Origin of the sequence: Pseudohongiella sp. O18 (genome assembly GCF_021729085.1) — a bacterium.
GTDB lineage: Bacteria > Pseudomonadota > Gammaproteobacteria > Pseudomonadales > Pseudohongiellaceae > Pseudohongiella.
The window spans coordinates 1,384,367-1,408,947 of sequence record NZ_JAJSAR010000001.1 but is presented as its reverse complement, the minus strand read 5'-3'; the positions used below and the strand labels follow the sequence as shown (position 1 = coordinate 1,408,947).

Sequence of the window (24,581 nt, the reverse complement as noted above, 5' to 3'; positions counted from 1 at the left end):
GCTAAGCGATTGATTTAGTTGGGTACGTCTGTATACGAGAAGTATCCAATAAACATTTCTTCCCAGCTCTGGGGACCACCGACGGCCGGTACGGTCGGGTCAGGGTTACCGGGGTTGTACTCGGAGTTGTCAAACAGACCTTCCACAACCACTCGGGAGCCTGCCGGCAGAACCATCGGCTCGTCCATGCGGTAGGTGGGCTGCCAGGCAAAGTTATAGTTGGCCACGTTGATGATCTGCTCCTGGGTATTGTCAGGATAAATCACACGGGCTGACATGGATTTGCCGCGATAGTGCATGTGCGCACGGAAACCATGCAGGACAATGGCGTCCTCAAACACATGACTGGCCGCCATTTCATGCTCCATGGCTCCCGGCGGAATGTGCAGCCGCTCGGCGCCATTGGCGGACACTGAATAGGTGTGGTATTCCAGTTCCGGCTGGTCATTCTCATCAGCGAACCATAGACCAACACGGGTGTTGTCGACAGTTTCCTGGCCGAATGATGTGTAGTGGATGCTCATGCGCAGCGCAGAGCCCACAGGCACTTTGATACCAGTATTTTCCGGGAATTCAGTGGCATATTCCTTACCAGGCGCATAGCCTTCGAGGAACTCGCGGCGCGGGTCGTTGGATGCCTCATCAATCATGCCTTCGTTTTGGCCATCATGGGCCACAACATAAGACAACAGATGGTGCAGCACGCGCTTGTCGCCGGGAATGAACTGCACGGCCTTAACCCACTTTTCCTCTTCGAATTCGAGAGGAATCACTGAGTTGATGTAGTCGATAACACCAGTGGCAGGCACGGTAAAGCTGGGCACTTCGATAATCTGGTCAGGATTGGAACCGTCGTAGGTCCATTCGTTTGACGGTGGCTGAATCTGTGTCAGGGGGTCTACACCTGCGTGCGCCTGAACTCCCCAGGCAGCAGCCAGCGCAAATGCAGTGGTCAGGCTTTTTATTCTCATTGTCCTTGTCCTCGTGCGGGAATTTTGTGTTCTGCACACAAACTACCTTGCATTAAAGCCGACTCTAAACCACAGATTCCAGTAAAGCAATAGGCCAGCAGAAAAGGGACGGAGGGGTTTAGAAAGCTAATTCCCTCCGGCCCTTTCGGCCCTCTTGGGTCCTTTAACACAAAAAAAAAGCCGCCCTAAGGCGGCTTTTTTTGATGCTTGTCAGCGCGTTATCAGTTACGCGGTGAGCCAGCATTGATCCAGTGTACGAGGATCTGACGTTCTTCAACCGGCATGTTGCCTGCGTTGATCCAGGTGCGAACCGAGGGGTCGACCTGCATCGGAGGCATACGCTTGGTCATAAGAACCTCTTTGATCATCGGGCTCCAGCCCTGAATCATCATGTGGCTGTTCATGGCGAACGGACCGATACCGCCTTCAACGTGACAACCTACGCAGCGCTCGATCAGGATTGGCGCAACTTCAGTTTCGTAATCAGGCGCTTCTGCCTGGTAACGATCACGCATCGGGAATTCAAGTGCACAGCCTTCAGCTGTTTCGAAGTCCACGTTTACGGTTTCCATCTGACGGCTGTCAGCGCCGTCGGCCAGGATGGCTTCCAGCACAGTACCCAGCTCGTGACGCGCCCACTGAGCAGGCATCGGGCCACGGTACAGGACATTCATACGAACCGGATCCACAACAACTACCTGACCGGCTTTATCGATACCCAGGGCATCAGCTACCAGCTGAGCGTCGTCATCCATGATCGGGAAGTCATAATTCCAGACTGCTTCCTCGGCACGGATGTCATCACGCTCGTCTGCCACTGATGAATTCATCATCAGGAAGCTCACGCCACGGTGGTCGAAATTGGTACGCAGCTGCTTGTAGCGTGCGATGTTTTCCTGGTTGGCAGTACAGCCAGCCTGCTGGGAAACGATCACGACTGCTTTATTGAACGCATACTTGCTCAGCTGGTGGGCTTTGCCCGTATCGTCGATCAGATTGAAATCGCCAACCCGATCCGCTGCTTGAGCGTTGAAACTGATGGCAGCCGCTACTGTGAACAGCGCCAGCAACTTTGATGTTTTCATGGTGAACTAACCCTCATTCTCTCTCTGGATATTTCTGCGGAACACTTGCGTCAAAAACGTCACTAACGAAACGCCCTGCAACATATTATTGTTTTGTTAACTTATTGATCACAATACTACAGGATTGCAGATAGGCAAGGATACTACAGTTTGCCTGTCCGAATCTTAATCTGGCGCAAACTTGAGGCGCTTTTAAGGATCACGTCGCCCGCGCAAACCCAGATAGGACTGACAAACAAAAGGGGCCGCTTCTCAGGGAAGCAGCCCCTGGTGTTGTTGTGCTGCTCTATCAGTTACTGCTTACAATCAACGTATTAGTCGTTGGTTGTGTAAGAGAAGTAACCGATGAACATTTCTTCCCAGCTCTGCAGACCACCCATGGCGTCAACGGTCGGATCCGGTACACCCAGGTTGTATTCAGAGTTGTCGAACAGGCCTTCAACCACTACGCGTGAACCAGCAGGCAGAACCATAGGCTCTTCCATACGGTAAGTAGGCTGCCATGCGAAGTTGTAGTTAGCTACGTTGATGATCTCTTCTTCAGTGTTGTCCGGGTAGATCACGCGAGCTGCCATGGACTTGCCACGGTAGTGCATGTGAGCACGGAAACCGTACAGAGTGATCTCGTCTTCGAACACGTGAGTTGCAGATGACTCATGCTCCATGGCGCCCGCAGGAATCTGAATCTGATTCATCGGAGTGGCCACTGAGTATGTGTGGTACTGATACTCTGGCTCGTTGTTCTCGTCGGCGAACCACAGACCAACACGGGTGCTGTCAGTAGTTTCCTGGCCGAAAGAGGTGTAGTGAATGCTCATGCGCAGCGCTGAACCTTCAGGAACGTAGATACCGGTGTTCTCGGGGAACTCGGTAGCGTACTCCTTACCAGGCGCATAGCCTTCCAGGAACTCACGACGTGGGTCGTTTACAGTCTCGTCCAGCATGCCGTCGCCAGCGTCAGGCGTATCAGCAACTACGTAGGACAGCAGGTGGTGAAGAACGCGCTTGTCACCTGGGATGAACTGAACAGCTTTCACCCACTTGTCTTCGCCGAATTCCAGCGGAATTACAGAGTCGATGTAGTCGATCACGCCAGTGGCAGGAACAGTGAAGCTGGGTACGTCAACAACGTAGTCCGGCTCGGAACCGTCGTGGAACCACTCGGCAGTTACTGGCTCAACCTGGGTCAGCGGATCAACGCCGTCCTGGGCATAAGCCTGGAAGCTGACTGCAGCTGCTGCCGCAGCCAATGCTGTCATCGTGAATTTTTTCATAAGGAATTCCTCCCGCAGGTTTAAGCGGTTGCACGTCTGTCGGGACCATTCCCGCCAACATCTTCCGCCATACTGTCTTACACAATACGTTCTTTCTTGCTTTTATGATCAGTCTTGAAGACTGTCTTAATTCTGCAAACTGCATCGGTTACAGTGTTAAGCATTGACGACGATGCTAAACCAACTTTTTCCGGTAGTACAACGATTGCCACTGTATTTTTGCAACAAAGTGTGTCGAGTATACGCTCTGTAATTTCGCTACATCCCTTGTCAATCAAGCGTTTCCGGGTATGGTAGACATGTCACCAGCCCCGTGTCGACTTGCCCTTCAGCCACGCGTATGATGGCTCTACACAATATTTATCGGCCGCTGAAGGCCAATCATTAATCTGTGTTTTCAGGCAAGGTCGGCGGAGGAGCTGATGCTGCGAACTATAACACGCAATCCTGCCCGAATATTTCATTGGCTGGCCACTTCAGTAGCAATTATGGCCCTTGTTGCCGTTTTTGCTGAAACCGAGCCTGTCAACGCACAGGATACCAGCGCCCGGGCAAGCATCATGCAGGTTTCTCTGGACGGGCCGGTCGGCCCAGCCAGCGCAGACCATATTATCAGCGCCATCGACCAGGCGACAGAAAGCAACTCGCAACTACTGATCATACAGCTAAACACTCCCGGAGGACTGGATGCGGCCATGCGCAACATGGTCAGCGAGATTCTCGCATCACGGGTCCCAGTGGTCACCTGGGTTTCGCCATCCGGCGCGCGGGCTGCCAGTGCAGGCACCTATATCCTGATGGCCAGCCACGTCGCTGCGATGAGTAATGCGACCAATGTTGGTTCGTCCACGCCAGTCTCCGCCAGCGGCCCGGGAGAAGACCTGGACGATAAGATAATCAACGATGCAGCTGCTTACCTGGCAGGCCTTGCCGAATTGCGTGGACGAAATGTGGATTGGGCTCGCCAGACAGTGACTGACGCGGCCAACATCAATGCCACCGAAGCGCTGCAACTGGGCGTGATCGATCTGATTGCCGATGACCAGCAGCAGCTGCTGGCACAACTGGACGGTCTGAATATCGAAACAGAAGCCGGCCAGGTTACCCTGAATACGCAGGGCGCAGCAGTCGAGACAATCGATACCAACTGGCGATACGACTTCCTCAGCATTATCACCAATCCCAATATTGCCTATATCCTGCTGATGGTCGGTGTCTACGGCCTGATACTGGAGTTTTACAACCCCGGCGGCGGCATCGCTGGCACCATTGGCATCATCAGCCTGCTGGTTGGCGCCTACGCCCTGCAACTGCTGCCGATCAGTTACGCGGGGCTGGCACTGATCGTGATCGGGATCGCCATGATGGCCTTCGAGGTGATCACACCCACCTTTGGTGTGGCCGGGGTTGGGGGTGTGATTGCCTTTGCAATCGGTTCCGTCATGCTGATGGACACCAATGACCCGGCCTGGCAGATATCGCTGTCACTGGTAGCCGCCGTCACTGTCAGCACCGGCGCGCTGGTCGTTTTTGTACTCGGCGCCGCCCTCAAGGCGCGCCACGCAAAAGTAACCACTGGCGTGGAAGCGATGACCGGCGAGCTGGCCGTTGCCCGCGAAGATTTCGAGACGCGCGGGCACGTCCAGCTCCACGGTGAGATATGGCAGGCGGTCAGCAGAACGCCAGTGCGCAAAGGAGATCAATTGCATATTGATCACGTTGATGGGCTAACACTACACGTCAGTGCGGCGCAGTCAGCGCCCAACGACTCACATTCGAACCAGCATTAAGGAGGCATCATCATGGAAGTATTCAGCATGGCACTCATTGCCATTTTTCTCGGCCTGCTTTTCAGCACCTTCCGCATTCTCAAGGAGTATGAGCGCGGCGTGATCTTCATGCTAGGCCGTTTTCACAAGGTCAAAGGCCCGGGCCTGATCATGGTCATCCCCATCATTCAGCAAATGGAAAAAGTGAGCCTGCGCACAGCAGTCTGGGACATTCCCTCACAGGATCTGATCACGCGCGACAACGTCTCCGTCAAGGTCAATGCGGTACTGTACTTCAGGGTGACCGACCCCCAGAAAGCCATCATCAACGTTGAAGACTTTATGGAAGCCACCGGCCAGCTGGCCCAGACCACACTGCGCTCCGTGCTGGGCCAGCATGAGCTTGACGAACTGCTGTCCGAGCGCGAACGCATGAATGCCGACATTCAGGACATTCTGGATCAGCAGACAGACGACTGGGGCATCAAAGTGTCCAATGTCGAAATCAAGCATGTAGATATAGATGAGAGCATGATCCGCGCCATTGCCCAGCAGGCAGAGGCAGAACGCTCCCGGCGTGCCAAGGTCATTCATGCCGCCGGCGAATTCGAAGCCTCCCAGAAACTGGTCGAAGCCGCCCGCCAGCTGGCCTCGCAGCCAGAATCAATTCAACTGAGGTATTTGCAGACATTGACAGAAATTGCCGGCGAACAGAATTCGACTATTGTATTCCCGCTACCGATGAACCTGCTGGAATCCCTTAATCGCATGACCGGCAACAAACCTGGCAAAGAGTAAATCAGGAAACACGCCCTCTGCAGGCCCTGACAGTCAGGGCTCTGCGGCAGAATAGATGTTCAATTGAAACCGGCTCATTATGTAGTATTACTACACAATCCCGCAGATACTGAGAAATCCCTGCCAGTTAACGACAGTTGTCTGCAATTTCAACGCAACTGTGTGGACTGCACGCTGGATTTTAGCGGCTAATTACTATATTCTTCCGCACCTTGCCGACATGGATGGCACACCTCTGATTAGCAACTGCTGAGACTCCAACTGCTGACTAAGAATCCGGGAAACATGAAACAGACATCTGATACCAGCAAAACCAAGAAAAACACTCAATACGTCTTCAACTTCGGTAGCCAGACAGACGGCAATGCCAAAATGCGCGAGCTGCTCGGCGGCAAAGGCGCCAATCTGGCGGAAATGGCCGCTATTGGCCTGCCCGTTCCACCCGGCTTTACCATCAGCACAGAGGTCTGCACCTATTTTTATGCTCACGAGCGAAGCTACCCCAAGACGCTGAGCAAAGACGTCAAAAACGCCATCAATCTGGTTGAAAAGCAGATGAAGCGTGAATTCGGCAGTCGCGACAACCCGCTGCTGGTATCTGTTCGCTCAGGCGCCCGCGACTCCATGCCCGGCATGATGGACACCATCCTGAACCTGGGTCTGAACGACGAAACCGTCGAAGGTCTGTCCAACATTTCCGGCAACCCGCGCTTCGCATGGGACTGCTACCGCCGTTTCATTCAGATGTATGGCGATGTTGTCATGGGTGTCCAGGCAGCCAATGAAGAATCCGAAGATCCTTTCCACGCCCTGCTGGACGACCTTAAAAAGTCGCTCGGCAAAGAGCTGGACAATGAGCTGACTGCCGACGAACTGAAGCAGCTGGTTGAGCGCTACAAGCTCCTGATCAGCAAACAGACTGGCAAGAGCTTCCCGCAGGATGTCTACGAGCAACTGTGGGGCGCGGTGGGCGCCGTGTTTGGCTCATGGAAAAATGATCGCGCCATTCTCTACCGTCAGCAATACGGCATTCCGGCAGAATGGGGCACGGCTGTTAACGTACAGGCCATGGTGTTTGGTAATGCCGGCGACGACAGCGGCACTGGCGTGGCCTTCACGCGCGACCCGGCGACTGGCGAGAAAGTGTTTTACGGCGAATACCTGACCAATGCCCAGGGCGAAGACGTAGTTGCCGGCGTCCGCACACCCAAGGCCATCGCCGCCATGGCCCAGGAGCTGCCCAAGAATTTTGCCGACCTGGAGAAAGTCCGCGCACGCCTGGAAAAACACTTCAAGGACATGCAGGACTTCGAATTTACCATCGAAAATGGCCGCCTGTTCATTCTGCAGACCCGCAACGGCAAGCGCACGGGCCTGGCTGCGATTCGTATCGCCGTGGAAATGAACAAAGAAAAGCTGATCGACCAGAAAACCGCACTGCTGAAAATCCCGGCCGAGTCGGTTGATACCCTGCTGGTGCCGGTGTTCGACGAAAAAGCACAAAAAGCCGCGCAGTTAATCTGCAAGGGCCTGCCAGCGGGACCTGGTGCCGCCACCGGTCGCATCGCCTTCACCGCCGCGCAGGCTGAGGTCGAAGCCCGCAAAGGCAATAAAGTGATCCTGTGCCGATCCGAAACCTCCCCGGATGACCTCAAGGGCATGCTGCACTCCCAGGGCATTCTGACCACCCGCGGCGGCGTATCCTCGCACGCGGCGCTGGTTGCCCGCCAGCTGGGCAAGGTCTGCGTCTGTGGTGCTGGTGACATCACCATCAACTACGAAAAGAAAACGCTGACTGCCAACGGTATCGTGCTGAAGGAAGGTGACTACATCTCCATCAACGGCACCACTGGCTCAGTGTACAAGGGTCTGATCGAAAGCGCGGACTCCGAGGTCAAGCGTGTACTGGAAGGCACCCTGAAGCCCTCTCAAAGCTACACCTATGAGCTGTTCCAGACGGTCATGGACTGGTCAGACAAATATCGTCGCCTGCGTATCCGCACCAATGCCGATACGCCCGCCATGGCACAGCAGGCCGTAGCGTTTGGCGCCGAAGGTATTGGTCTGTGCCGCACGGAGCACATGTTCTTTGAAGGCAGCCGCATCGATGATATGCGTCAGATGATTCTGGCTGTCGATGGTGTGCAGCGCCGTGAAGCGCTGAAAAAACTGCTGCCAATGCAGAAGAAAGACTTCGTGGGCCTGTTCAAGGCCATGGCTGGCCGTCCTGTGACCATCCGTCTCCTGGATCCACCGCTGCACGAGTTCCTGCCACAGGATGACGCGGTGCGCCGTCAGCTGGCTGACAAACTGGGTCTGCCACTGGAATTTGTAATTGACCGCATCAAGGCGCTGCATGAAGAAAACCCCATGCTGGGCTGCCGCGGCTGTCGTCTGGGTATCCTGTATCCGGAAATTACCGAAATGCAGGTTCAGGCGATTTTCGAAGCCGTCGCCGAAATCAGCACCGGCAAAAACGCCATCGAAGTTCACCCGGAGATCATGATCCCGCTGGTAGGCTTCAAGGCGGAACTGGCCGACCAGCTATCCATCGTGCGTCGTGTCGCTGACGAAGTGATGAAGAAAAAAGGCATCAAGATCAAGTATATGGTTGGCACCATGGTCGAAGTACCACGCGCTGCGATCACAGCAGACGAAATTGCCGAACACGCCGAATTCTTCAGCTTTGGCACCAACGACCTGACTCAGACCACACTGGGCCTGAGCCGCGACGACATGGGCATGTTCTACGACGAGTACCAGCAAAAGGAAATCTACTCCAAGAACCCGTTTGCCAGCCTCGACAAGACCGGTGTGGGCAAATTGATGCAGTTTGCTGTCGCCAATGGACTCAAGACACGCAAAGACCTTAAGCTGGGTATCTGCGGTGAGCACGCCGGCGATCCTGACTCGATCGATTTCTGCCACAACCTGGGATTGAACTACGTCAGCTGTTCGCCACCCCGTGTACCGATCGCCCGTCTGGCTGCGGCGCAAGCAGCTCTGCGCTCCGCGTAAATCGCCCAAAGAGCCATTCAAAAAGGGCCGACCCGCCAAAGCAGGTCGGCCCTTTTTACATCTGAATCCCGGGTGGGTGAAAGCGGGTGGCTGAAAGATGGTTCAGATGCTTTTCCGGTTGAGAACCCCTGCCAGCGCCTCACGGCTTTCGGCGGGCACTGCGACCAGATCGTCCTGCCCTGTCGAGCGCCACTCAGTCACGGGCGCAAGCTGATACTCACCAGTCACCCGAGCGCGCGCATTACGCGATCTCGCCCGCCGCCCATTGGCATCTCGGCTCACAAAGGAATACAGCTCGTAGTCAGCCGGCAGTGTCTCCAGAACATCCTCCATGGATTTGAAGGACAGCTCACCATCATAGGTCAGTTCAAATACGACCACGGGGCGGTGCTTTGCCAGCGTTTGTGACAGCCCCCGCAGTGCTGGCTTCTCGAAACCCTCCACATCCATCTTGATCAGGTGGACCTTTTCCAGTTCCAGCGTTTCCAGAAAGTCATCCCCTTTCACCAACTGCAGCTCGCCAATCGGCTGGTTGCCCTTGGCGACCGAGCTCTGGTCAAAAGAGCCGATACCCTTGTTGCGCCCGGTCGGTGCATAAAATGGCAGCGAGGCGTTTGCATCGCTGAGCCCGACCGGATGGATAGACACGTTTTCAATGCTATTGTTCAGAACCCGTGATACCAGCACATCGCGCACCGGCGGGTAGGGCTCGAAAGCATGCACGCGGCAGGCGTGGTTGGACATAAAAAGCGTGTGTTGCCCAACATTGGCGCCGATATCTATAAAACAGCGGTCACCTTCGGGTACAAGGCTGGTCAATGTATCGCGCAGGAAAAACAGGACAGGCTTCTCGAATGCACCAAAGTAGTACACCGCATAATCGATGTTGTTGTTCAGATTGCCATCGTAACGCAGCCCGAAAAAATCCGCCTGAAACGGATAATCAGCATCAGCGCGACGTGACAGCCGCTTGAACAGTGGTCTATACCACTGCCGATGGCTGCCCTGGCGCTTCCACAGCCAGCGCCCCAAACTATCGAACAGCGCCATACAAACTTTCTCCCTGTACTCATTGTTCTTGCTCTGCGCCACTCTGTGCACAATACAACACGATGGTGCATGATACGGGTTTGATCCATGAAAAACAGCCCAATTTGGGGGATATCTAAAATCGGCGTTTTACCGCTGAGTGGCCTTTGCTACAATGCGCGACATCACCCCTGCCACGGCTGAAGGAGAATGAACCCAGCATGAGCACTGAACTCACCAAAGTTGTCGATTTTTACCCGCCCGAAACATTCCAGCGCATGAAAGCACTGGCTGACACCAAGGAAACACCCTTTGTGGTGATTGACCTGCAAACGATCAGTGAGCATTACGACACTTTATGTGAGTTTTTCCCTTACGCTTCGGTTTATTATGCGGTCAAGGCCAATCCGGCCCCCGAGATCCTGACTTTGCTGCGTGACAAGGGTTCCAACTTTGACGTGGCGTCCATTTACGAGCTGGACAAGCTGCTGAATCTGGGCGTGTCTGCAGACCGTTGCAGCTATGGCAACACCATCAAGAAAAGCAAAGACATCCGATACTTCTACGAGAAAGGTGTGCGTATGTACGCCACCGACTCGGAAGCTGACCTGCGCAACATCGCGCGCGCCGCTCCAGGCTCGCGGGTATACGTCCGCATCCTGACTGAAGGCAGCCATACCGCCGATTGGCCCTTGTCACGCAAGTTTGGCTGCCATACCGATATGGCGATCGATCTGTTGATCCTGGCCCGCGAGCTGGGTCTCGAGCCCTATGGCATATCCTTCCACGTCGGTTCGCAGCAGCGCGACATCGGTGTCTGGGATGCGGCAATTGCCAAGGTCAAAGTGATCTTCGAGCGTCTGCGCGAAGAAGATGGCATCGTGCTGAAGATGATCAACCTCGGCGGTGGGTTCCCGGCCAACTACATCATGCGGGCGAACACGCTGCCCACCTACGCCGAAGAAATTACCCGTTTTATTACCGAAGACTTTGGTGATGAGTTCCCGGAAATCATTCTGGAGCCAGGTCGTTCACTGATCTCCAACTCGGGTATTCTGGTGTCTGAGGTGGTGCTGATTTCACGCAAGTCTCACACCGCCCTGCACCGCTGGATTTTTACCGATGTCGGCAAGTTCTCGGGGCTGATCGAGACGCTGGATGAAGCCATCAAGTTCCCGATTTATACCGAGAAAGGTGGTGAGGCCGAAGAAGTGATTATCGCCGGCCCGACCTGCGACAGCGCTGACATCATGTACGAGCAGTACAAGTACGAGCTGCCTCTGAACCTGGCAACCGGCGATCGTATGTACTGGTTCTCGACCGGCGCCTACACGACGAGCTACAGCTCGGTGGAGTTTAATGGATTTCCGCCACTGCGCTCGTATTTCGTCTGACAAATTCACTGAAGTCGTCGCCTGGCAACGGCGGCGAAATGTGATATCCCTGCAGGTAGTCGCAGCGGTGGTTTCTTAAAAACGCCGCCTGCGACTCCGTCTCAACCCCTTCAGCAACCACCTTGATACCCAGCTTGGAGGCCATCAGCAGAATAGTTTCCACCAGAGTGGTTTCTGTGGCACTGCTTTCCAGATTCTTGACAAAGGATCGATCGATTTTGACAGATGAAACCGGGAAGCGGCTAAAGTAACTCAAACCGGAATAACCAGTACCAAAATCATCAATGGCAATGCGCACACCGGCTCTGTCGATCTCAGCCAGTACTTTGCTGACGCCAGAGGTTTCGTCTACCAGCACGCGCTCGGTAATCTCGATTGTCACCGCGACATTGTGGCTCATCTGCAACTCTCGCAGCCAGTCCTGCGCGTCGTCATCGCGCATGTGCAACAGTCTCGGAGATACATTGACAGACAGGCTCACAGCCCTGCCCAGCTGGCTGTTGAGTTCGCGAATGAATTTCAGTGATTTGCGAAGTACTAGCAGGTCTATACGGTTTATCAGGCCCCGCTCTTCGGCAATTGTAATAAAAGCGCCAGGGGTCACCCAATTACCATCATCCCGTTGCCAGCGCACCAGTGCCTCGCAGCCGCTTACAACTCCGCTGTCCGCATCAACAACGGGCTGATAGAACACTTCCAGCTCGTCATTATCGATCGCAGCCACCAGCTCGTTAAACATACGGTGCTTCTGTTCAGACTCCAGCTGCATGGCAACAGTATAAAACTGCCAGGAATTGCGACCCGATTTTTTGACTTCGTACATTGCCTGATCGGCTTTGATCACCAGCGTGTCAGCATCTTCACCATCATCCGGGTAAAACGAGACACCAATACTGACACTGCAATAGATCTGTCGTTCGTCAATGTTGAACGGCTTGCGCATGCTGGCGACCATCTTGTCCGCCACGCGGGACACCACCGAGGTTGAGAATACGTCCACCAGCAGCGCCACAAATTCATCGCCGCTGTGCCTGGCGACCGTATCCTCGGCCCGCACACAGGACTTAATGCGACGTGCCGCTTCGACCAGAAGTTCGTCTCCCGCATCATGTCCCAGGTTGTCGTTTACAGATTTGAAGTTGTCGAGATCAATAAACAGGACAGCGATCCGCGTGCTTCGGCGCTGCGCCTGAAGCAGGGCGTTTTCCAGTCGGTCAATAAACAGCGATCGGTTGGGCAGCTCAGTGAGCATGTCATAGTTGGCCTGATACTCAACCAGCTGGTCTACCTTTTTCTGCTGCGTGACATCCTGTACCGCGCCCAGCAGTACGCGCTCGTTACCATCCAGCTGGGCAACCTCAGCCTTTATCTGATACCACAGCACTTCTCCATCCTTGCGGTGCACTTCCAGCTCCTGATCCAGCCGGTGCCCCAGCTGCAGTGCCGAATTCAGATAGTGCAGCAGGCTTTGCTGACTGGTGCGATCCAGCGTATGACAGAAAGTATCCATGTCGACTTCATTTCTGTCATCGGGCAGTTCCATCAATTCACAGGTACGAGTAGACAACTCAGTGAAGACGCTGCCGGTCCAGCACCACCCACCGACTCGGGACACATTTTCTACTGCGCGCAGAAAGCGCTCGTTACTGAAAATGATATTACGCAGCTCCTGATTTTGTACGGCATGACGGTGACGCAGAATCAGGAACACGGAAAGCAGCAGGAATATCAGTACGCTGGCCGCGCGCAAGGCTGAAATCTCGGTGCCGCTGACAGCAGGACGTGTGGGTATGGACGCCAGTTCCCAGCGGCTGCCTCCGGCGACGATAGGAACGATCACCGCATCATTACGGTTAAACACCATCGATTCACCCCAGAAGGGCTCACTGGAGGTAAATCCGTCGTTGCCGCGAATCGCCAGCTGCATGCCCGGCGTGGGGTTGTTCAGGCCCGCCTGTTCGTAAATGGCATCAGCCAGTATCGGCGCCGAAACGATGCCCCACAGCCGCTGGCCACCGCCATCCTGGACATAAACCGGCGCACGACCGATGAATGCAACACCACCCTGCACCAGATTGACTGGCCCGGCGATCACCATGGCGCCGCCACGCACAACCCGCAGCACGGCATCGCGCTGATCCATCTGCTGGCGATAGTCCAGCCCGATGACTGCCTCATTGCCAGCCAGGGGATAAACGTGTGTGACCACCAGGTCGGGAGCCACCGCCAGATTGACCAGACTCGACTCACGCGCCATGATCGTTCTGGCATAGGTTTCAAATTGAAGGGATGTGTACTCTGGATAGGCTGAGATGAATGCGGCAAGACCATTTACCAGGGACAGGTTATTGGTCAGCGTGCTTTCAAGTTGATAGCGCACGACGCTTAAACGGTCAGTCAGGGTTTCGCGCTGGGCCAGCTCACGCTGTTGGATTAATCGCAGTTCCGCATACACATGCAGCCCCAGCACCAGTAGCGCCAGGGCCAGCCACGACAGCAGCAAGGTTCGATCATTGAGCATCGAACGGAACTCAGACCACCACTTTTTCACCATCGGCGTCCTGTATGTCGACCGTTACGGGGATACCACGCTTGACGCTCTGCGTGACCACACAATAGTTTTCAAACACTGGCAACACCTTGTCCAGCGACCGGTACTCGCTTGCCGCCTTGCCAAGTTTCAGCGTAACAGCAAGCGAAGTGATTCTGAGATAGTTATCGACCCTTTCGGTGGTTCCTGTAACGGTGGCATGCAACTCACCAGGGTCTTCTTTCTGCTTGCGCAAGGCAAACAGCAGACTGGCCGACATACAGTTGGCAACAGACGCGGCCAGCATGGCAGATGGGCTCGGACCTTCGCCGTCACCAATCGGTGGCGGTTCATCAGAGATAATGTTTCCGAATTCGCCAAAATCTATTTCGAAGACGTAGTTTTCCAGCAGGCGCATTTTGACCGAAATGGAACTGCTCATCGCATGACTCCGCTCTGAAAGGCCGGGCGAGAATATCAGCTCTCCGGCAGATCCTCCATCATTATTCCCAGCGTATCGGACTTGAATTCCCGGCGATACAAAACAAATACGACAAGAGCCGATAAAGCGATGAATAGCCAGGCGTTAACAAACCAGCCCAATGCCGCCATCGCAAAATAATAACTTCTCAGCCCGTTGTTAAAGTTGCCGGAAGCCTTGGATGACATCTTGGAGATGGAGTCGACGTGGCGCGACATTTCCTCAGCCGACGGTTTCAGGGACAGTTCCGGAGCACCGCCAATCATCACGGACACCAGCCCGTACTGCCGCAGCGCCCAGGTAAACTTAAAGAAACTGTAGACAAACAGAGTGATCAGAACGAGCACCTTGACCTCCCACTCGCCACGACTGGTGGGGTCAGAGAAAGGCACCTCGGCCAGTATGCCAAGCACGGCGTCTGAGGCACTGAGGAGCGTTACCAGACCGGCCAGTACCAGCAGAGACGACGAGGCAAAGAACGATACGTTGCGTTCCAGATTGGCGACGATATTGGTATCCGCGATGCGGTTATCACGTGTGAGTGCCATGCGAATCCACTGCTTGCGAAAGCGATGCATGGCAAAAGCCAGACAGGGCGTGTCAGCGCTGCGCAGACCCGTGTAGTACAGGTAGCCTTTAAAGCAGGATACAAAAAACACCAATGCGATGACGTCCATCACATTGGTGCTGAAAAACTCCGTAATCACCGTCGACATGGCACCGTTGCCACTCCTGATTTAACATCCATCCCTAGACAGTAAACCACGTCACTGGGTCACACAAGCCCCTGACAGGGGGCTACACTCGGAATTTGAGTACCAGACCGCGCAGCTGCTCTGCCAGAGTGGCGAGTGATTCGCTGGCTTCGCCGGACTGTTCGACACTGCGACCGGTGTTAGCCGCCACATCGCTGATGCCGTGAATGTTCTGGTTGATTTCATGCGCGGCTGCCGTCTGCTGCTCAGCCGAGCTGGCGATCTGCTGCGTCATTTGTTCAATTAACTCAATACCTTGTGATATTTTTTCAAGAGCCTGGTCCGTTTCGGCGATGCGGTCCACCATCTTGGTCGCGCCAGTGCGGCTGTGCTGCATGACCTGCTCGGCACGTACCGCGCCACCCTGCAGCTTTTCTATGGTCGACTGAATCTCGGTGGTCGAATCCTTGGTGCGGCTGGCCAGGGATCGCACTTCATCGGCAACGACCGCAAAACCGCGGCCACTTTCCCCGGCCCGGGCTGACTCGATGGCCGCATTCAGTGCCAGCAGGTTGGTCTGTTCGGCTATATTCTCGATCACCTGCAAGACGCTGCCAATGCGATCACTGTCAGCACGCAGCTCTGTCACGACCTCTACGGCGCGCTCAATTTCACTTGCCAGCGACTTGATCGCTTCCACTGTGGTCGCTACCACTTCACGACCATGCCCTGCCTGGCTGCTTGCATCACGCGCACTGTCCGCTGCGCGGTGGGTATTGGAAGCCACCTCTTCCACCGTCGAAGTCATTTCATTCATGGCCGCCGCAGTACTATCAATGCGCGCATTCTGATCGACAATACCCTGGGTCGTGACGTCGTTAACCTGAGTAAGCTCGGTCGCTGCAGAGGCCACGTTTTCGGCATAGCGGGTCACTTCATCCAGCATTTCCCGCAGGCTGTCCTGCATGGTGGCGATAGACGCCAGCAGGCTGCTCCTGTCTCCGGAACGCAGTTTGATATCCCCGGTGAGGTCGCCATCAGCCACCTGTCGGACAACGTCAGCCGCGTACTCAGGATCGCCGCCCAGGGTTTTGAGCACATTGCGAACCAGCAACAAACTGGCAGAGATGGCAGCCAGCAACACCACAAATGTGACGCCGATGACACGCAACAGCACTGCGCTCAGCTCCGCCAGGGCAACGTCCTGTGTAATTTCTTTGACCAGCCCCCAGCCCAGCAGTGGCATGAAGGTATAGCTGCCCACCACTGGCGTGCCGGCGGCGTTGTCGTACAGACCCACACCACTCTGGCCGTTAGTAATGGCACGGCCGGCCTCGGTGCTGACGGCGCCACTCACCTGGCGCAATGAGGCCGCTGTAGTGATTGGAACGCCCTGACTGTCCAGCAGGTAGGCCTCAGACCCGGCGCCACGACTCAATTCACTGACGCGCGACAGCAGCGTGTCGACCTTCACTGCACCGCGCATGACACCGACGATCTGATTGCCGACCCGGACAGGAATGGCGATGGTACTGACCGTATTGCCGGTTGCCCGCGAGACTACTGGCTGCGAGAAGGCATCTTCACCAGATATCGCCTGCTGGAACCAGGCGCGGTCGCTGACCACAAAGGCATTGGCCTCTTCACGTGGCATGACACGTGACTGTCCGTCAAATTCAACGCCGACAACCCCCACTCCGCGGGTATCCACAAAAAAGATGGTGTCGTAAAATCCCTGCATGTCTGCGATACGCTGCAGCAGTTGTTCCAGCTGCTCGAGGTCCTGAAACCTCGCTGCGTCCAGTGACGCCAGATAGCGCATCTCATCCTGCCGGGCCAGCGCCCAGTCCAGGAAGGACTGCATATTCAGCTCACCAGTGGTGCTCAACTCGTCCAGTGTGACCTGAGTAAAAGAATTACGGTATGACACATACAACACGCTGGCGACCACCAGCACGGATGTCAGTACCAGGCCCGTCATCAACAGCGTCAAACGACTGCCAAAACCCATTGTGCGGGATGAATGTGAATTGTGTGGTGAAGACATGAGGCAAACTCCAGCATGTAACGGCGATCAACTGCCATCGGATGAAAAAGTGATACCATTGACAACTTACAGGCACCACATGAAGAGTATCGGCCTCGAATTCTGTGACTTTAGTCACAAAATGACACCTTTTGGCCCGAACGCGCCAGCGAAAGAGAAATATTGACAATGTTGAAACGGAAGTATCTGTTCGTCACGGCTCTCATCATCCTTATGGTGGCGGGCTTTACAGCCACCAGCCTGACGAGCTATTTCGTGGCGCGGGATTCACTGTCCAGCAGCATTTCCAACCAGATGCTGCCGCTGACCAGTGACAACATCTACTCCGAGATACAGCGCGATCTGCTGCGCCCCATCCTTATTTCGTCGGTGATGGCCTCTGATACCTTTGTGCGCGACTGGGCTATCAGTGGCGAGGAAGACGCCGAGCGTATCATTGCCTACCTTAACGAGATCCAGCGCCAGTATGACACCATCACGGCGTTTTATGTGTCGGACGAGACTCGCCAGTATTACCACCCAAGTGGAATCCTGAGACAGGTCAGCAGCGACGACCCTCAGGATGCATGGTATTTCCGGGTGCGTGACACGCGCGATGACTATGAGATAAACATCGATACGGATACGGCTGACTCCAGCCGGGTCAGCATCTTCATCAACTACAAAGTACAGGATTACGATGGCAGGTACATTGGTGCCACCGGTGTGGGTCTCTCGGTCCAGGCTGTGACCCATTTAATCGACACCTATCAGGAGCGCTACGACCGCACGATTTATTTTGTGGACCGCCAGGGCAATGTCACGCTGACCGGCAGAGGCTATCAAGGCCCCAACCGCCTGCAGGAGCGGGCAAACTTCTCGCTGCATGCAACCCAGATCCTGAGTTCACCCAGTACCTCACTGGAGATAACTGACAATGTAGGCAACCACAGCTATCTGAACAGCCGGCTGGTGCCTGAATTTAACTGGTACCTGATTGTTGAACAAAGCAATGCCGCCAGCGAGCAACGCCTGGACAACACATTGATCAATAACCTGGCGCTGTCCGGCGCTATCATGATTCTGGTGCTGCTGGCCGCGCATTTCACCCTGCGCTCCTATCAGCGCAGGCTGGAACAGATGGCGACTACTGACCAGCTGACCGGGGTCGCCAACCGACACCTGTTTGAGTCCATTTTCGAACATATGAGCAAGAGCCTGCCGCGCTATGCACGTCCGGTGTCATTGATCACGATTGATATTGACCATTTCAAGCTGGTTAACGATACCCATGGTCACAATGCTGGCGACATGGTGTTGCAGGCCGTGGCAACCGTCATCAAGGAAAATATCCGCGACAGCGATTCACTGTGCCGCTGGGGCGGCGAGGAATTTGTGCTGCTGCTGGACCGCTGCACGTCTGATGAAGCCCTGATACTGGCCGGCAAAATTGGCAACGCTGTCAAGAATCACAACGTTGCCCTTGGTCGCCAGGCCATCCAGGTCACGCTGAGCATGGGGGTCACACAGTACCATCCGGGTGAACCGCTGGACCGAATGATCGCCCGCGCTGACGCAGCACTTTACGAAGCCAAGGAATCCGGCCGCGATCGCGTGGTGCTGGCGAACTGAACAGGGCAGACCTGCAGCGATGGCCTGCAGCTGCCAGTCTCAGCTACGCAGGTGATAGCCGGTGCGGAATATCCAGCCTACCACCAGCAGGCAGGCCAAAAGAAACACACCGATCATGCCCAGACTGACCCACAGACTGACATCAGCAATTTCGTAGAAACTCCAACGGAACCCACTGACCAGATAGGTCACCGGGTTCATCAGTGTGATGGTTTGCCAGACCGGCGGCAGCATGCTGACTGAGTAAAAACTGCCGCCCAGAAACACCAGCGGCGTCACGATAAGCAACGGAATCAACTGTAGTTTCTCGAAGTTATCGGCCCAGATTCCAATAATGAAACCGAACAGGCTGAAGGTAACACCGGTGAGTATCAGAAATACCAGCATCAACATCGGATGGGCAATTCGTACATCCACAAAAAACGTCGCCGTCGCCAGGATGATCAGCCCCAGCATGATGGACTTTGTGGCGGCGGCCCCGACATATCCGATCAATGCCTCGATCATCGAAACTGGCGCAGACAACAGCTCGTAAATCGTGCCAGTGAATTTCGGGAAATAAATGCCAAAGGCCGCGTTAGACACACTCTGCGTCAGCAGTGACAGCATGATCAGACCCGGCACCAGGAAGGCACCATAGCTGATGCCTTCGACCTCTGTAATCCGCGAGCCGATCGCCGATCCGAACACAACAAAGTACAGCGAGGTGGAGATGACCGGTGCCACCACGCTCTGCAGCAGCGTTCGCCCGGTACGGGCCATTTCAAACTTATAGATGGCCTTGATGGCATGAATGTTCATCAGGCTTCCTCCAGCAACTGTACAAATATCTGCTCCAGCGAACTCTGCGTCGTACTCAGGTCACTGAACTCTATGTTTTCTCGTCGCAGCGCATCCAGCAGACTGGTAATGCCGGTGCGGTCCGCCTGGGTATCAAAGGTGTAGACCAGCTGGTAGCCGTCGCGCCGCAGCTCCAGAGCCTGCGAAGCGAGGCTTTCAGGAATTGCCGTCAGCGGCTGTTTAAGGTCCAGCACCAGCTGTTTCTTTCCCAGCTTCTGCATCAGTGCCGCCTTGTCTTCCACCAGGATGATTTCGCCATTGGCAATCACGCCAATACGGTCCGCCATCTCTTCGGCTTCTTCAATGTAGTGCGTGGTCAAAATGATGGTCACGCCGTTTTCACGCAGGCGATGCACCAACTGCCACATCTCACGGCGCAGCTCGACGTCGACCCCGGCCGTCGGCTCATCCAGGAAAAGAACCCGGGGTTCGTGCGACAGCGCCTTGGCAATCAGCAGGCGCCGTTTCATGCCACCAGACAGCGTCATGATCTTGTTGTTGCGTTTTTCCCACAGCGAGACATCACGCAGCACTTTTTCGATATAGGCATGATCGGGCGCCTTGCCAAACAGGCCACGGCTGAAGTTGACCGTCACCCAGGGCGTTTCAAAAGAGTCAGTGGTCAGCTCCTGCGGCACCAGCCCGATCAGGCTTCTGGTATCACGGTAATCCTTGATGATGTCCTTGCCACCCACCGTCACCGAGCCGGAGGTCGGCTGGGCGATACCACAGATGGTGGAAATCAGCGTGGTCTTGCCGGCGCCATTGGGTCCCAGCAGGGCAATGATCTCACCCGGATAGATATCCAGATTGATGTTCTTCAGCGCCTGATAGCCGCCGCGGTAGGTTTTGTTGAGGTTCTTGATCGAAACGACAGGTTCCATAACATCCTTCACTTTTCTGGGTCCATGACAGCCAGAGTCTGGCGTCAATTACCTGGTCGACAACCGCGCCGGGGGCGCGAGATAACGCATATTGTCAGAGCGCCGCGAGCGCCTCCGACAGTTTGGTCACACCGACCACCTCCATGCCAGGGATGGGCGACTTGGGACGATTTGCCTTGGGCACAATGGCGCGCCGGAAGCCATGTTTGGCTGCCTCCTGCAGGCGTTCCTGCCCGCTGGGCACCGGCCTGATCTCACCAGCCAGCCCGACCTCGCCAAACACAACCAGGTCACGAGGCAGAGCATTGTCGCGGAAACTCGACACAATCGCCAGCAACAGGGCCAGATCGGCGCTGGTCTCCGTCACTTTGACACCACCAACCACGTTCACAAAGACATCCTGATCGGCCATGAACAGGCCTCCATGCCGATGCAGAACCGCCAGCAGCATGCCCAGGCGGTTCTGATCCAGTCCAACAGCCAGCCGGCGTGGATTGCCAGACTGACTGCCATCAACCAGCGCCTGAATCTCCACCAGCAGTGGCCGGGTGCCTTCCCACAACACCATCACCAGCGAGCCAGGGCTGTCCTCCTCGGTACGCGCCAGGAATATCGCTGAGGGATTTTTCACTTCCTTCAGGCCCTTTTCAGTCATCGCGAACACACCCAGCTCGTTGACGGCACCAAAGCGGTTTTTCTGTCCGCGCAGAATGCGGTAGCGCGTGTCACTGCCGCCTTCCAGCATCACAAAGCAGTCAATCATGTGTTCCAGCACTTTGGGGCCGGCCAATGTGCCATCCTTGGTGACGTGGCCAACCAGGAACAATACCGTATTGGTCTGCTTGGCATACTGAATGAGATAGGCTGCACATTCGCGCACCTGTGACACACTGCCGGGAGCCGACGCAACCTCAGCACTGTGCATGACCTGGATGGAGTCAACCACCAGCAGGCGCGGCTGAATATCAGTGGCCAGCTGGCAGATGGTCTCGACCTGAGTCTCGGCCAGCATCTTCAGATTCTTCTCGGGAAGACCCAGCCGTTTGGCACGCATGCCAACCTGCTGCAGCGACTCCTCACCGGTCACGTACATGGCAGACATCTGCTGTGCCAGGTGACACATGATCTGCAGCAACAGCGTACTTTTACCGGCACCGGGGTTACCACCGATCAGAATGACTGAGCCTGGTACCAGACCCCCGCCCAGCACCCTGTCCAGTTCACTGAGTGTTGAGGAGAAACGTGGCACTGATGCGACATCAATCTCCGACAGATCCTGCACCGTGGCAGCGGTTTGACCGGCATAACCCTGGCGACGAAAGTCAGCCTGCACCGAGGGCGACTGATTCGCTGGCCCAACACTGATGCGGGTTAATGTGTTCCAGGCTTTGCAGGCCGAACACTGGCCCTGCCATTTGCTGAATTCAGAGCCGCAATCGTTGCAGACGTAGGCTGTTTTGGTTTTTGCCATGAGCTCTCACTAGCTGGATGAGGAGGATTGTTCCGGCAACTGGTAATTAAACTGCACACGCCCGGTGATCTGACAGAACAGCTCGTAGGGTATGGTCTGGCACAGATCGGCAATGCGATTGGCCGGCAAAGAGGCACCGTGCGCCGCGCCCCACAGCAGACATTCATCACCAATCCGCGCAGGAATGTCAGTCAGGTCCACTGTCAGCATGTCCATCGACACACGTCCGGCCAGCTGCGACTCATAGGCCTGGCCATTGCTGAAAATGATCAGCGGCGTTCCGCTGGGCGCGTGGCGCGGATAGCCGTCACCGTAACCGATACCCACAATGCCGATACGCATGTCCTGCTTCGCGGTATACGTGGCACCATAACCAACCGTATCACCGGCTTTCACTTCATTGATGGCAATCAGTCGCGACTTCAGATTCATCGCTGGCTGCAGATTTTCCTGCGGTCCCTCACGACCGATCATCGGCGAGGCACCGTAGAGCATGATGCCCGGACGCACGATACCCACATGCGTCTGGGGCCAGTTGAGAATGCCGGCGGAGGCCGCCAGTGTACAACCGCCTGGTTCGGTGGGCAGGGCATCGGCCAGCGCAAAAAACGCCGCCTGTTGCTGTGGCGTCATCGGTGATTCCAGATCATCCGACATGGCCAGGTGCGACATCAGTACCGGTTTCACAGACAAGCCGTGCTGCTGAGCCTGCTGCCCCAGTTGTTGCCAGAGTTCGACGGCATCCATCGGCGGCATGCCCAGCCGGTTCATACCGGTGTTGACCTTAAACCACACATTCAAACAGCCAGTGGCGGGTTTGATGCCGGCCTGCAGCGCCTCAAACAACAGCGCTGCCTGCCAGGCAGAGTGAACTACAAAAAAGAATCCGCCCTCCAGAATCTGCCGCATTTCCTCGGCGTTCAACGGGCCGCGCATCAGCAGAATATCGGTATGTTCAATGCGGCTGCGCAGAGCCTGTCCTTCGCGCAGCGTCACCACGGCAAACAGATCGCCTGGCTGCATCACCTGCTTTAGTGCGGGCGCCACCTGGAACACGCCATGACCATAGGCATTGGCCTTGACCACTGCACAGATGCGGTTGCCGGGAGCATGCTGACGGGCCACGCGAAAGTTGTGTTGCAGCGCAGCCAGATCGATATCAGCCCAGCTGTGGGGCGCCAGCGAATCAACCATAGCCGCCTTCGTAGTCGGCCGGACGGGCAAGATTCTCAAAGCGGGTGAACTGACCCAGGAAGCCGAGTCGGACGGTGCCGATGGGGCCGTTACGCTGCTTGCCGATGATGATTTCGGCCACGCCCTTGTCAGGGGTGTCTTCGTTGTAGACCTCATCGCGATACACAAACGCGATGATATCGGCGTCCTGCTCGATGGCGCCCGATTCACGCAGGTCCGACATCACCGGACGTTTGTTGGGGCGCTGCTCCAATGAGCGGTTGAGCTGCGACAGCGCAATCACCGGGCATTCGAATTCACGCGCCATGGTTTTTAATGAACGGGAAATTTCCGAGATCTCACCCACGCGGTTGTCGCCAAATCCCTTGATCTGCATCAGTTGCAGGTAGTCGACCACCACCAGTGCCAGGCCGTCGTATTCGCGGGCTACTCGCCGTGCGCGGGCGCGCATTTCGGTTGGGCTCAAACCCACCGAATCGTCGATCAGCAGCGGTCTGTCCTTGAGTTTGGCGATGGCGCTGGTCAGCTTGGGCCAGTCTTCGTCTTCCAGCTGGCCACTGCGCAGACGGCTCTGGTCAATACGGCCCACAGAACTCAGCATACGGAAAATAAGACTTTCCGCCGGCATCTCCAGGCTGAACACCAGCACCGGTTTGTCCTGATTCAGAAGTGCATTTTCGGCCAGATTCATGGCAAAGGTGGTTTTACCCATCGACGGACGACCGGCAACAATGATCAGGTCCGATTTCTGTAGACCCGAGGTCTTTTTGTCCAGGTCGATATAACCGGTGGCCAGACCGGTAATGCCACCCTTGGACTTGATCAGCTGGTCAATTTTTTCCACCGCCTTGGTCAGCAGCGGATTCACCTGCTGCGGTCCACCGTCACGGGCGCGGTTGTCAGCAATCTTGAACACCATCTGCTCGGCCATATCGAGCACGTCGGTGGCAGCGCGGCCGGCCGGATTAAAGGCGTTGTCAGAAATTTCGTTGGACACACGAATCAGCGTGCGCAGCGTGGCACGCTCACGGATGATGTTGGCGTAGGCAGAAATATTCGCAGTGCCACGCGCATGGCTGGCAAGGTCGGTCAGGTACTCAATGCCACCGGCGCTTTCCAGATCGTTCAGACTGTCCAGCGCTTCCACCAGCGTTACCACATCGATGGGCTTGCTGGACTCGATCTGGCGTTGCATCACCGAATAGATCAGCTGGTGCTCGTGGCGGTAGAAATCTTCCGGCTGCAGCACTTCGGCAGCGTTATCCCAGGCACTGTTGTCCTGCATCAGACCACCAAGCACGGCTTGCTCGGCTTCAACGGAATGCGGCGGCACCTTGAGTTTGTTCAGTGCCGAGACCGGGCCCTGAGCCCCACTGCGGCCGCCGCCCATACCAGATGGCGTGCTGCGTTCCTGATTGCTGCTCTGATCCAAGGTGTCCGCCATGTGTTGTTATGTCCAGTTGATGCCTGCGCTGTTTATGACCCGGCCT

Annotated in this window: 18 protein-coding genes; 5 read left to right on the top strand and 13 right to left on the bottom strand. The window is 55.7% G+C overall.

The annotated features are described in order from the left end of the window. Positions 1-14: 14 nt before the first annotated feature. The 3 genes from LVD14_RS06150 to LVD14_RS06140 all read right to left on the bottom strand — a co-directional run bounded on the left by LVD14_RS06150 (position 15) and on the right by LVD14_RS06140 (position 3,330). Entirely contained in the window at positions 15-971 is a 957-nt protein-coding gene (locus LVD14_RS06150) for a hypothetical protein (protein ID WP_237133154.1), read from the bottom strand. 221 nt (positions 972-1,192) lie between these two features. Then, positions 1,193-2,056 (bottom strand): redoxin domain-containing protein, encoded by an 864-nt coding sequence (locus LVD14_RS06145; RefSeq protein ID WP_237133153.1) that lies wholly within the window; start codon positions 2,054-2,056, stop codon positions 1,193-1,195. A gap of 314 nt (positions 2,057-2,370) precedes the next feature. Then, on the bottom strand, positions 2,371-3,330 hold the full coding sequence (locus LVD14_RS06140) for a hypothetical protein (protein WP_237133152.1): 960 nt from the start codon (positions 3,328-3,330) through the stop codon (positions 2,371-2,373). Positions 3,331-3,818: 488 nt separating this feature from the next. Between LVD14_RS06140 and LVD14_RS06135 the strand changes: the two genes are divergently transcribed. From LVD14_RS06135 to ppdK, 3 genes are all read left to right on the top strand, one after another. Then, a complete protein-coding gene (locus tag LVD14_RS06135) occupies positions 3,819-5,120 on the top strand; it encodes an NfeD family protein (protein WP_237133151.1) in 1,302 nt (433 codons plus the stop codon). A gap of 12 nt (positions 5,121-5,132) precedes the next feature. Beyond that, positions 5,133-5,897 carry a slipin family protein gene (locus LVD14_RS06130; protein ID WP_237133150.1) on the top strand — a complete coding sequence of 255 codons (765 nt, stop codon included), beginning with the start codon at positions 5,133-5,135 and terminating at the stop codon, positions 5,895-5,897. Between the two features lie 285 nt (positions 5,898-6,182). Further along, on the top strand, positions 6,183-8,915 hold the full coding sequence (gene ppdK, locus LVD14_RS06125; RefSeq protein WP_237133149.1) for a pyruvate, phosphate dikinase: 2,733 nt from the start codon (positions 6,183-6,185) through the stop codon (positions 8,913-8,915). A gap of 102 nt (positions 8,916-9,017) precedes the next feature. On the opposite strand, the gene LVD14_RS06120 is transcribed toward ppdK, so the two are convergent. After that, positions 9,018-9,965: an FkbM family methyltransferase gene (locus LVD14_RS06120; RefSeq protein WP_237133148.1), complete on the bottom strand. Its 948-nt coding sequence runs from the start codon at positions 9,963-9,965 to the stop codon at positions 9,018-9,020. 200 nt (positions 9,966-10,165) lie between these two features. Between LVD14_RS06120 and LVD14_RS06115 the strand changes: the two genes are divergently transcribed. Continuing rightward, positions 10,166-11,338, top strand: a complete 1,173-nt coding sequence (locus LVD14_RS06115; protein WP_237133147.1) for a type III PLP-dependent enzyme — start codon at positions 10,166-10,168, stop codon at positions 11,336-11,338. Here the strand turns inward: LVD14_RS06115 and LVD14_RS06110 are convergent. The 4 genes from LVD14_RS06110 to LVD14_RS06095 form a co-directional block, all read right to left on the bottom strand. Continuing rightward, complete coding sequence (locus LVD14_RS06110; protein ID WP_237133146.1) at positions 11,301-13,892, bottom strand: EAL domain-containing protein; 2,592 nt, start codon at positions 13,890-13,892, stop codon at positions 11,301-11,303. The two genes, LVD14_RS06115 and LVD14_RS06110, sit on opposite strands and share 38 nt — an antisense overlap. Further along, the gene (locus LVD14_RS06105) at positions 13,870-14,310 is read right to left on the bottom strand and encodes an OsmC family protein (RefSeq protein WP_237133145.1); all 441 of its coding nucleotides are present in this window, start codon (positions 14,308-14,310) and stop codon (positions 13,870-13,872) included. The genes LVD14_RS06110 and LVD14_RS06105 overlap by 23 nt, the downstream gene beginning before the upstream one ends. Before the next feature lie 35 nt (positions 14,311-14,345). Beyond that, complete coding sequence (locus tag LVD14_RS06100; RefSeq protein ID WP_237133144.1) at positions 14,346-15,065, bottom strand: DUF599 domain-containing protein; 720 nt, start codon at positions 15,063-15,065, stop codon at positions 14,346-14,348. 82 nt (positions 15,066-15,147) lie between these two features. Continuing rightward, positions 15,148-17,091: a methyl-accepting chemotaxis protein gene (locus tag LVD14_RS06095; RefSeq protein WP_237133143.1), complete on the bottom strand. Its 1,944-nt coding sequence runs from the start codon at positions 17,089-17,091 to the stop codon at positions 15,148-15,150. A gap of 168 nt (positions 17,092-17,259) precedes the next feature. Between LVD14_RS06095 and LVD14_RS06090 the strand changes: the two genes are divergently transcribed. Continuing rightward, a complete protein-coding gene (locus LVD14_RS06090) occupies positions 17,260-18,702 on the top strand; it encodes a sensor domain-containing diguanylate cyclase (protein ID WP_237133142.1) in 1,443 nt (480 codons plus the stop codon). 39 nt (positions 18,703-18,741) lie between these two features. On the opposite strand, the gene LVD14_RS06085 is transcribed toward LVD14_RS06090, so the two are convergent. The 5 genes from LVD14_RS06085 to dnaB all read right to left on the bottom strand — a co-directional run bounded on the left by LVD14_RS06085 (position 18,742) and on the right by dnaB (position 24,481). Further along, a complete protein-coding gene (locus tag LVD14_RS06085) occupies positions 18,742-19,503 on the bottom strand; it encodes an ABC transporter permease (RefSeq protein WP_237133141.1) in 762 nt (253 codons plus the stop codon). Next, complete coding sequence (locus tag LVD14_RS06080) at positions 19,503-20,426, bottom strand: ABC transporter ATP-binding protein (protein ID WP_237133140.1); 924 nt, start codon at positions 20,424-20,426, stop codon at positions 19,503-19,505. The genes LVD14_RS06085 and LVD14_RS06080 overlap by 1 nt, the downstream gene beginning before the upstream one ends. A 94-nt stretch (positions 20,427-20,520) precedes the next feature. Then, positions 20,521-21,897 (bottom strand): DNA repair protein RadA, encoded by a 1,377-nt coding sequence (gene radA / locus LVD14_RS06075; protein ID WP_237133139.1) that lies wholly within the window; start codon positions 21,895-21,897, stop codon positions 20,521-20,523. A 9-nt stretch (positions 21,898-21,906) separates the two neighbouring features. Beyond that, positions 21,907-23,091 carry an alanine racemase gene (gene alr, locus LVD14_RS06070; protein ID WP_237133138.1) on the bottom strand — a complete coding sequence of 395 codons (1,185 nt, stop codon included), beginning with the start codon at positions 23,089-23,091 and terminating at the stop codon, positions 21,907-21,909. After that, entirely contained in the window at positions 23,084-24,481 is a 1,398-nt protein-coding gene (gene dnaB, locus LVD14_RS06065; protein ID WP_237133425.1) for a replicative DNA helicase, read from the bottom strand. Before dnaB ends, alr begins: the two co-directional genes overlap by 8 nt. Between the last annotated feature and the right edge of the window lie 100 nt (positions 24,482-24,581).

What these genes read in the sequence shown, in the direction of transcription:
- LVD14_RS06150 (WP_237133154.1), bottom strand. Translation starts at nt 971, where the DNA reads ATGAGAATAAAAAGCCTGACCACTGCATTTGCGCTGGCTGCTGCCTGG.
- LVD14_RS06145 (WP_237133153.1), bottom strand. Translation starts at nt 2,056, where the DNA reads ATGAAAACATCAAAGTTGCTGGCGCTGTTCACAGTAGCGGCTGCCATC.
- LVD14_RS06140 (WP_237133152.1), bottom strand. Translation starts at nt 3,330, where the DNA reads ATGAAAAAATTCACGATGACAGCATTGGCTGCGGCAGCAGCTGCAGTC.
- LVD14_RS06135 (WP_237133151.1), top strand. Translation starts at nt 3,819, where the DNA reads ATGGCCCTTGTTGCCGTTTTTGCTGAAACCGAGCCTGTCAACGCACAG.
- LVD14_RS06130 (WP_237133150.1), top strand. Translation starts at nt 5,133, where the DNA reads ATGGAAGTATTCAGCATGGCACTCATTGCCATTTTTCTCGGCCTGCTT.
- ppdK (WP_237133149.1), top strand. Translation starts at nt 6,183, where the DNA reads ATGAAACAGACATCTGATACCAGCAAAACCAAGAAAAACACTCAATAC.
- LVD14_RS06120 (WP_237133148.1), bottom strand. Translation starts at nt 9,965, where the DNA reads ATGGCGCTGTTCGATAGTTTGGGGCGCTGGCTGTGGAAGCGCCAGGGC.
- LVD14_RS06115 (WP_237133147.1), top strand. Translation starts at nt 10,166, where the DNA reads ATGAGCACTGAACTCACCAAAGTTGTCGATTTTTACCCGCCCGAAACA.
- LVD14_RS06110 (WP_237133146.1), bottom strand. Translation starts at nt 13,892, where the DNA reads ATGGTGAAAAAGTGGTGGTCTGAGTTCCGTTCGATGCTCAATGATCGA.
- LVD14_RS06105 (WP_237133145.1), bottom strand. Translation starts at nt 14,310, where the DNA reads ATGAGCAGTTCCATTTCGGTCAAAATGCGCCTGCTGGAAAACTACGTC.
- LVD14_RS06100 (WP_237133144.1), bottom strand. Translation starts at nt 15,065, where the DNA reads ATGTCGACGGTGATTACGGAGTTTTTCAGCACCAATGTGATGGACGTC.
- LVD14_RS06095 (WP_237133143.1), bottom strand. Translation starts at nt 17,091, where the DNA reads ATGTCTTCACCACACAATTCACATTCATCCCGCACAATGGGTTTTGGC.
- LVD14_RS06090 (WP_237133142.1), top strand. Translation starts at nt 17,260, where the DNA reads ATGTTGAAACGGAAGTATCTGTTCGTCACGGCTCTCATCATCCTTATG.
- LVD14_RS06085 (WP_237133141.1), bottom strand. Translation starts at nt 19,503, where the DNA reads ATGAACATTCATGCCATCAAGGCCATCTATAAGTTTGAAATGGCCCGT.
- LVD14_RS06080 (WP_237133140.1), bottom strand. Translation starts at nt 20,426, where the DNA reads ATGGAACCTGTCGTTTCGATCAAGAACCTCAACAAAACCTACCGCGGC.
- radA (WP_237133139.1), bottom strand. Translation starts at nt 21,897, where the DNA reads ATGGCAAAAACCAAAACAGCCTACGTCTGCAACGATTGCGGCTCTGAA.
- alr (WP_237133138.1), bottom strand. Translation starts at nt 23,091, where the DNA reads ATGGTTGATTCGCTGGCGCCCCACAGCTGGGCTGATATCGATCTGGCT.
- dnaB (WP_237133425.1), bottom strand. Translation starts at nt 24,481, where the DNA reads ATGGGCGGCGGCCGCAGTGGGGCTCAGGGCCCGGTCTCGGCACTGAAC.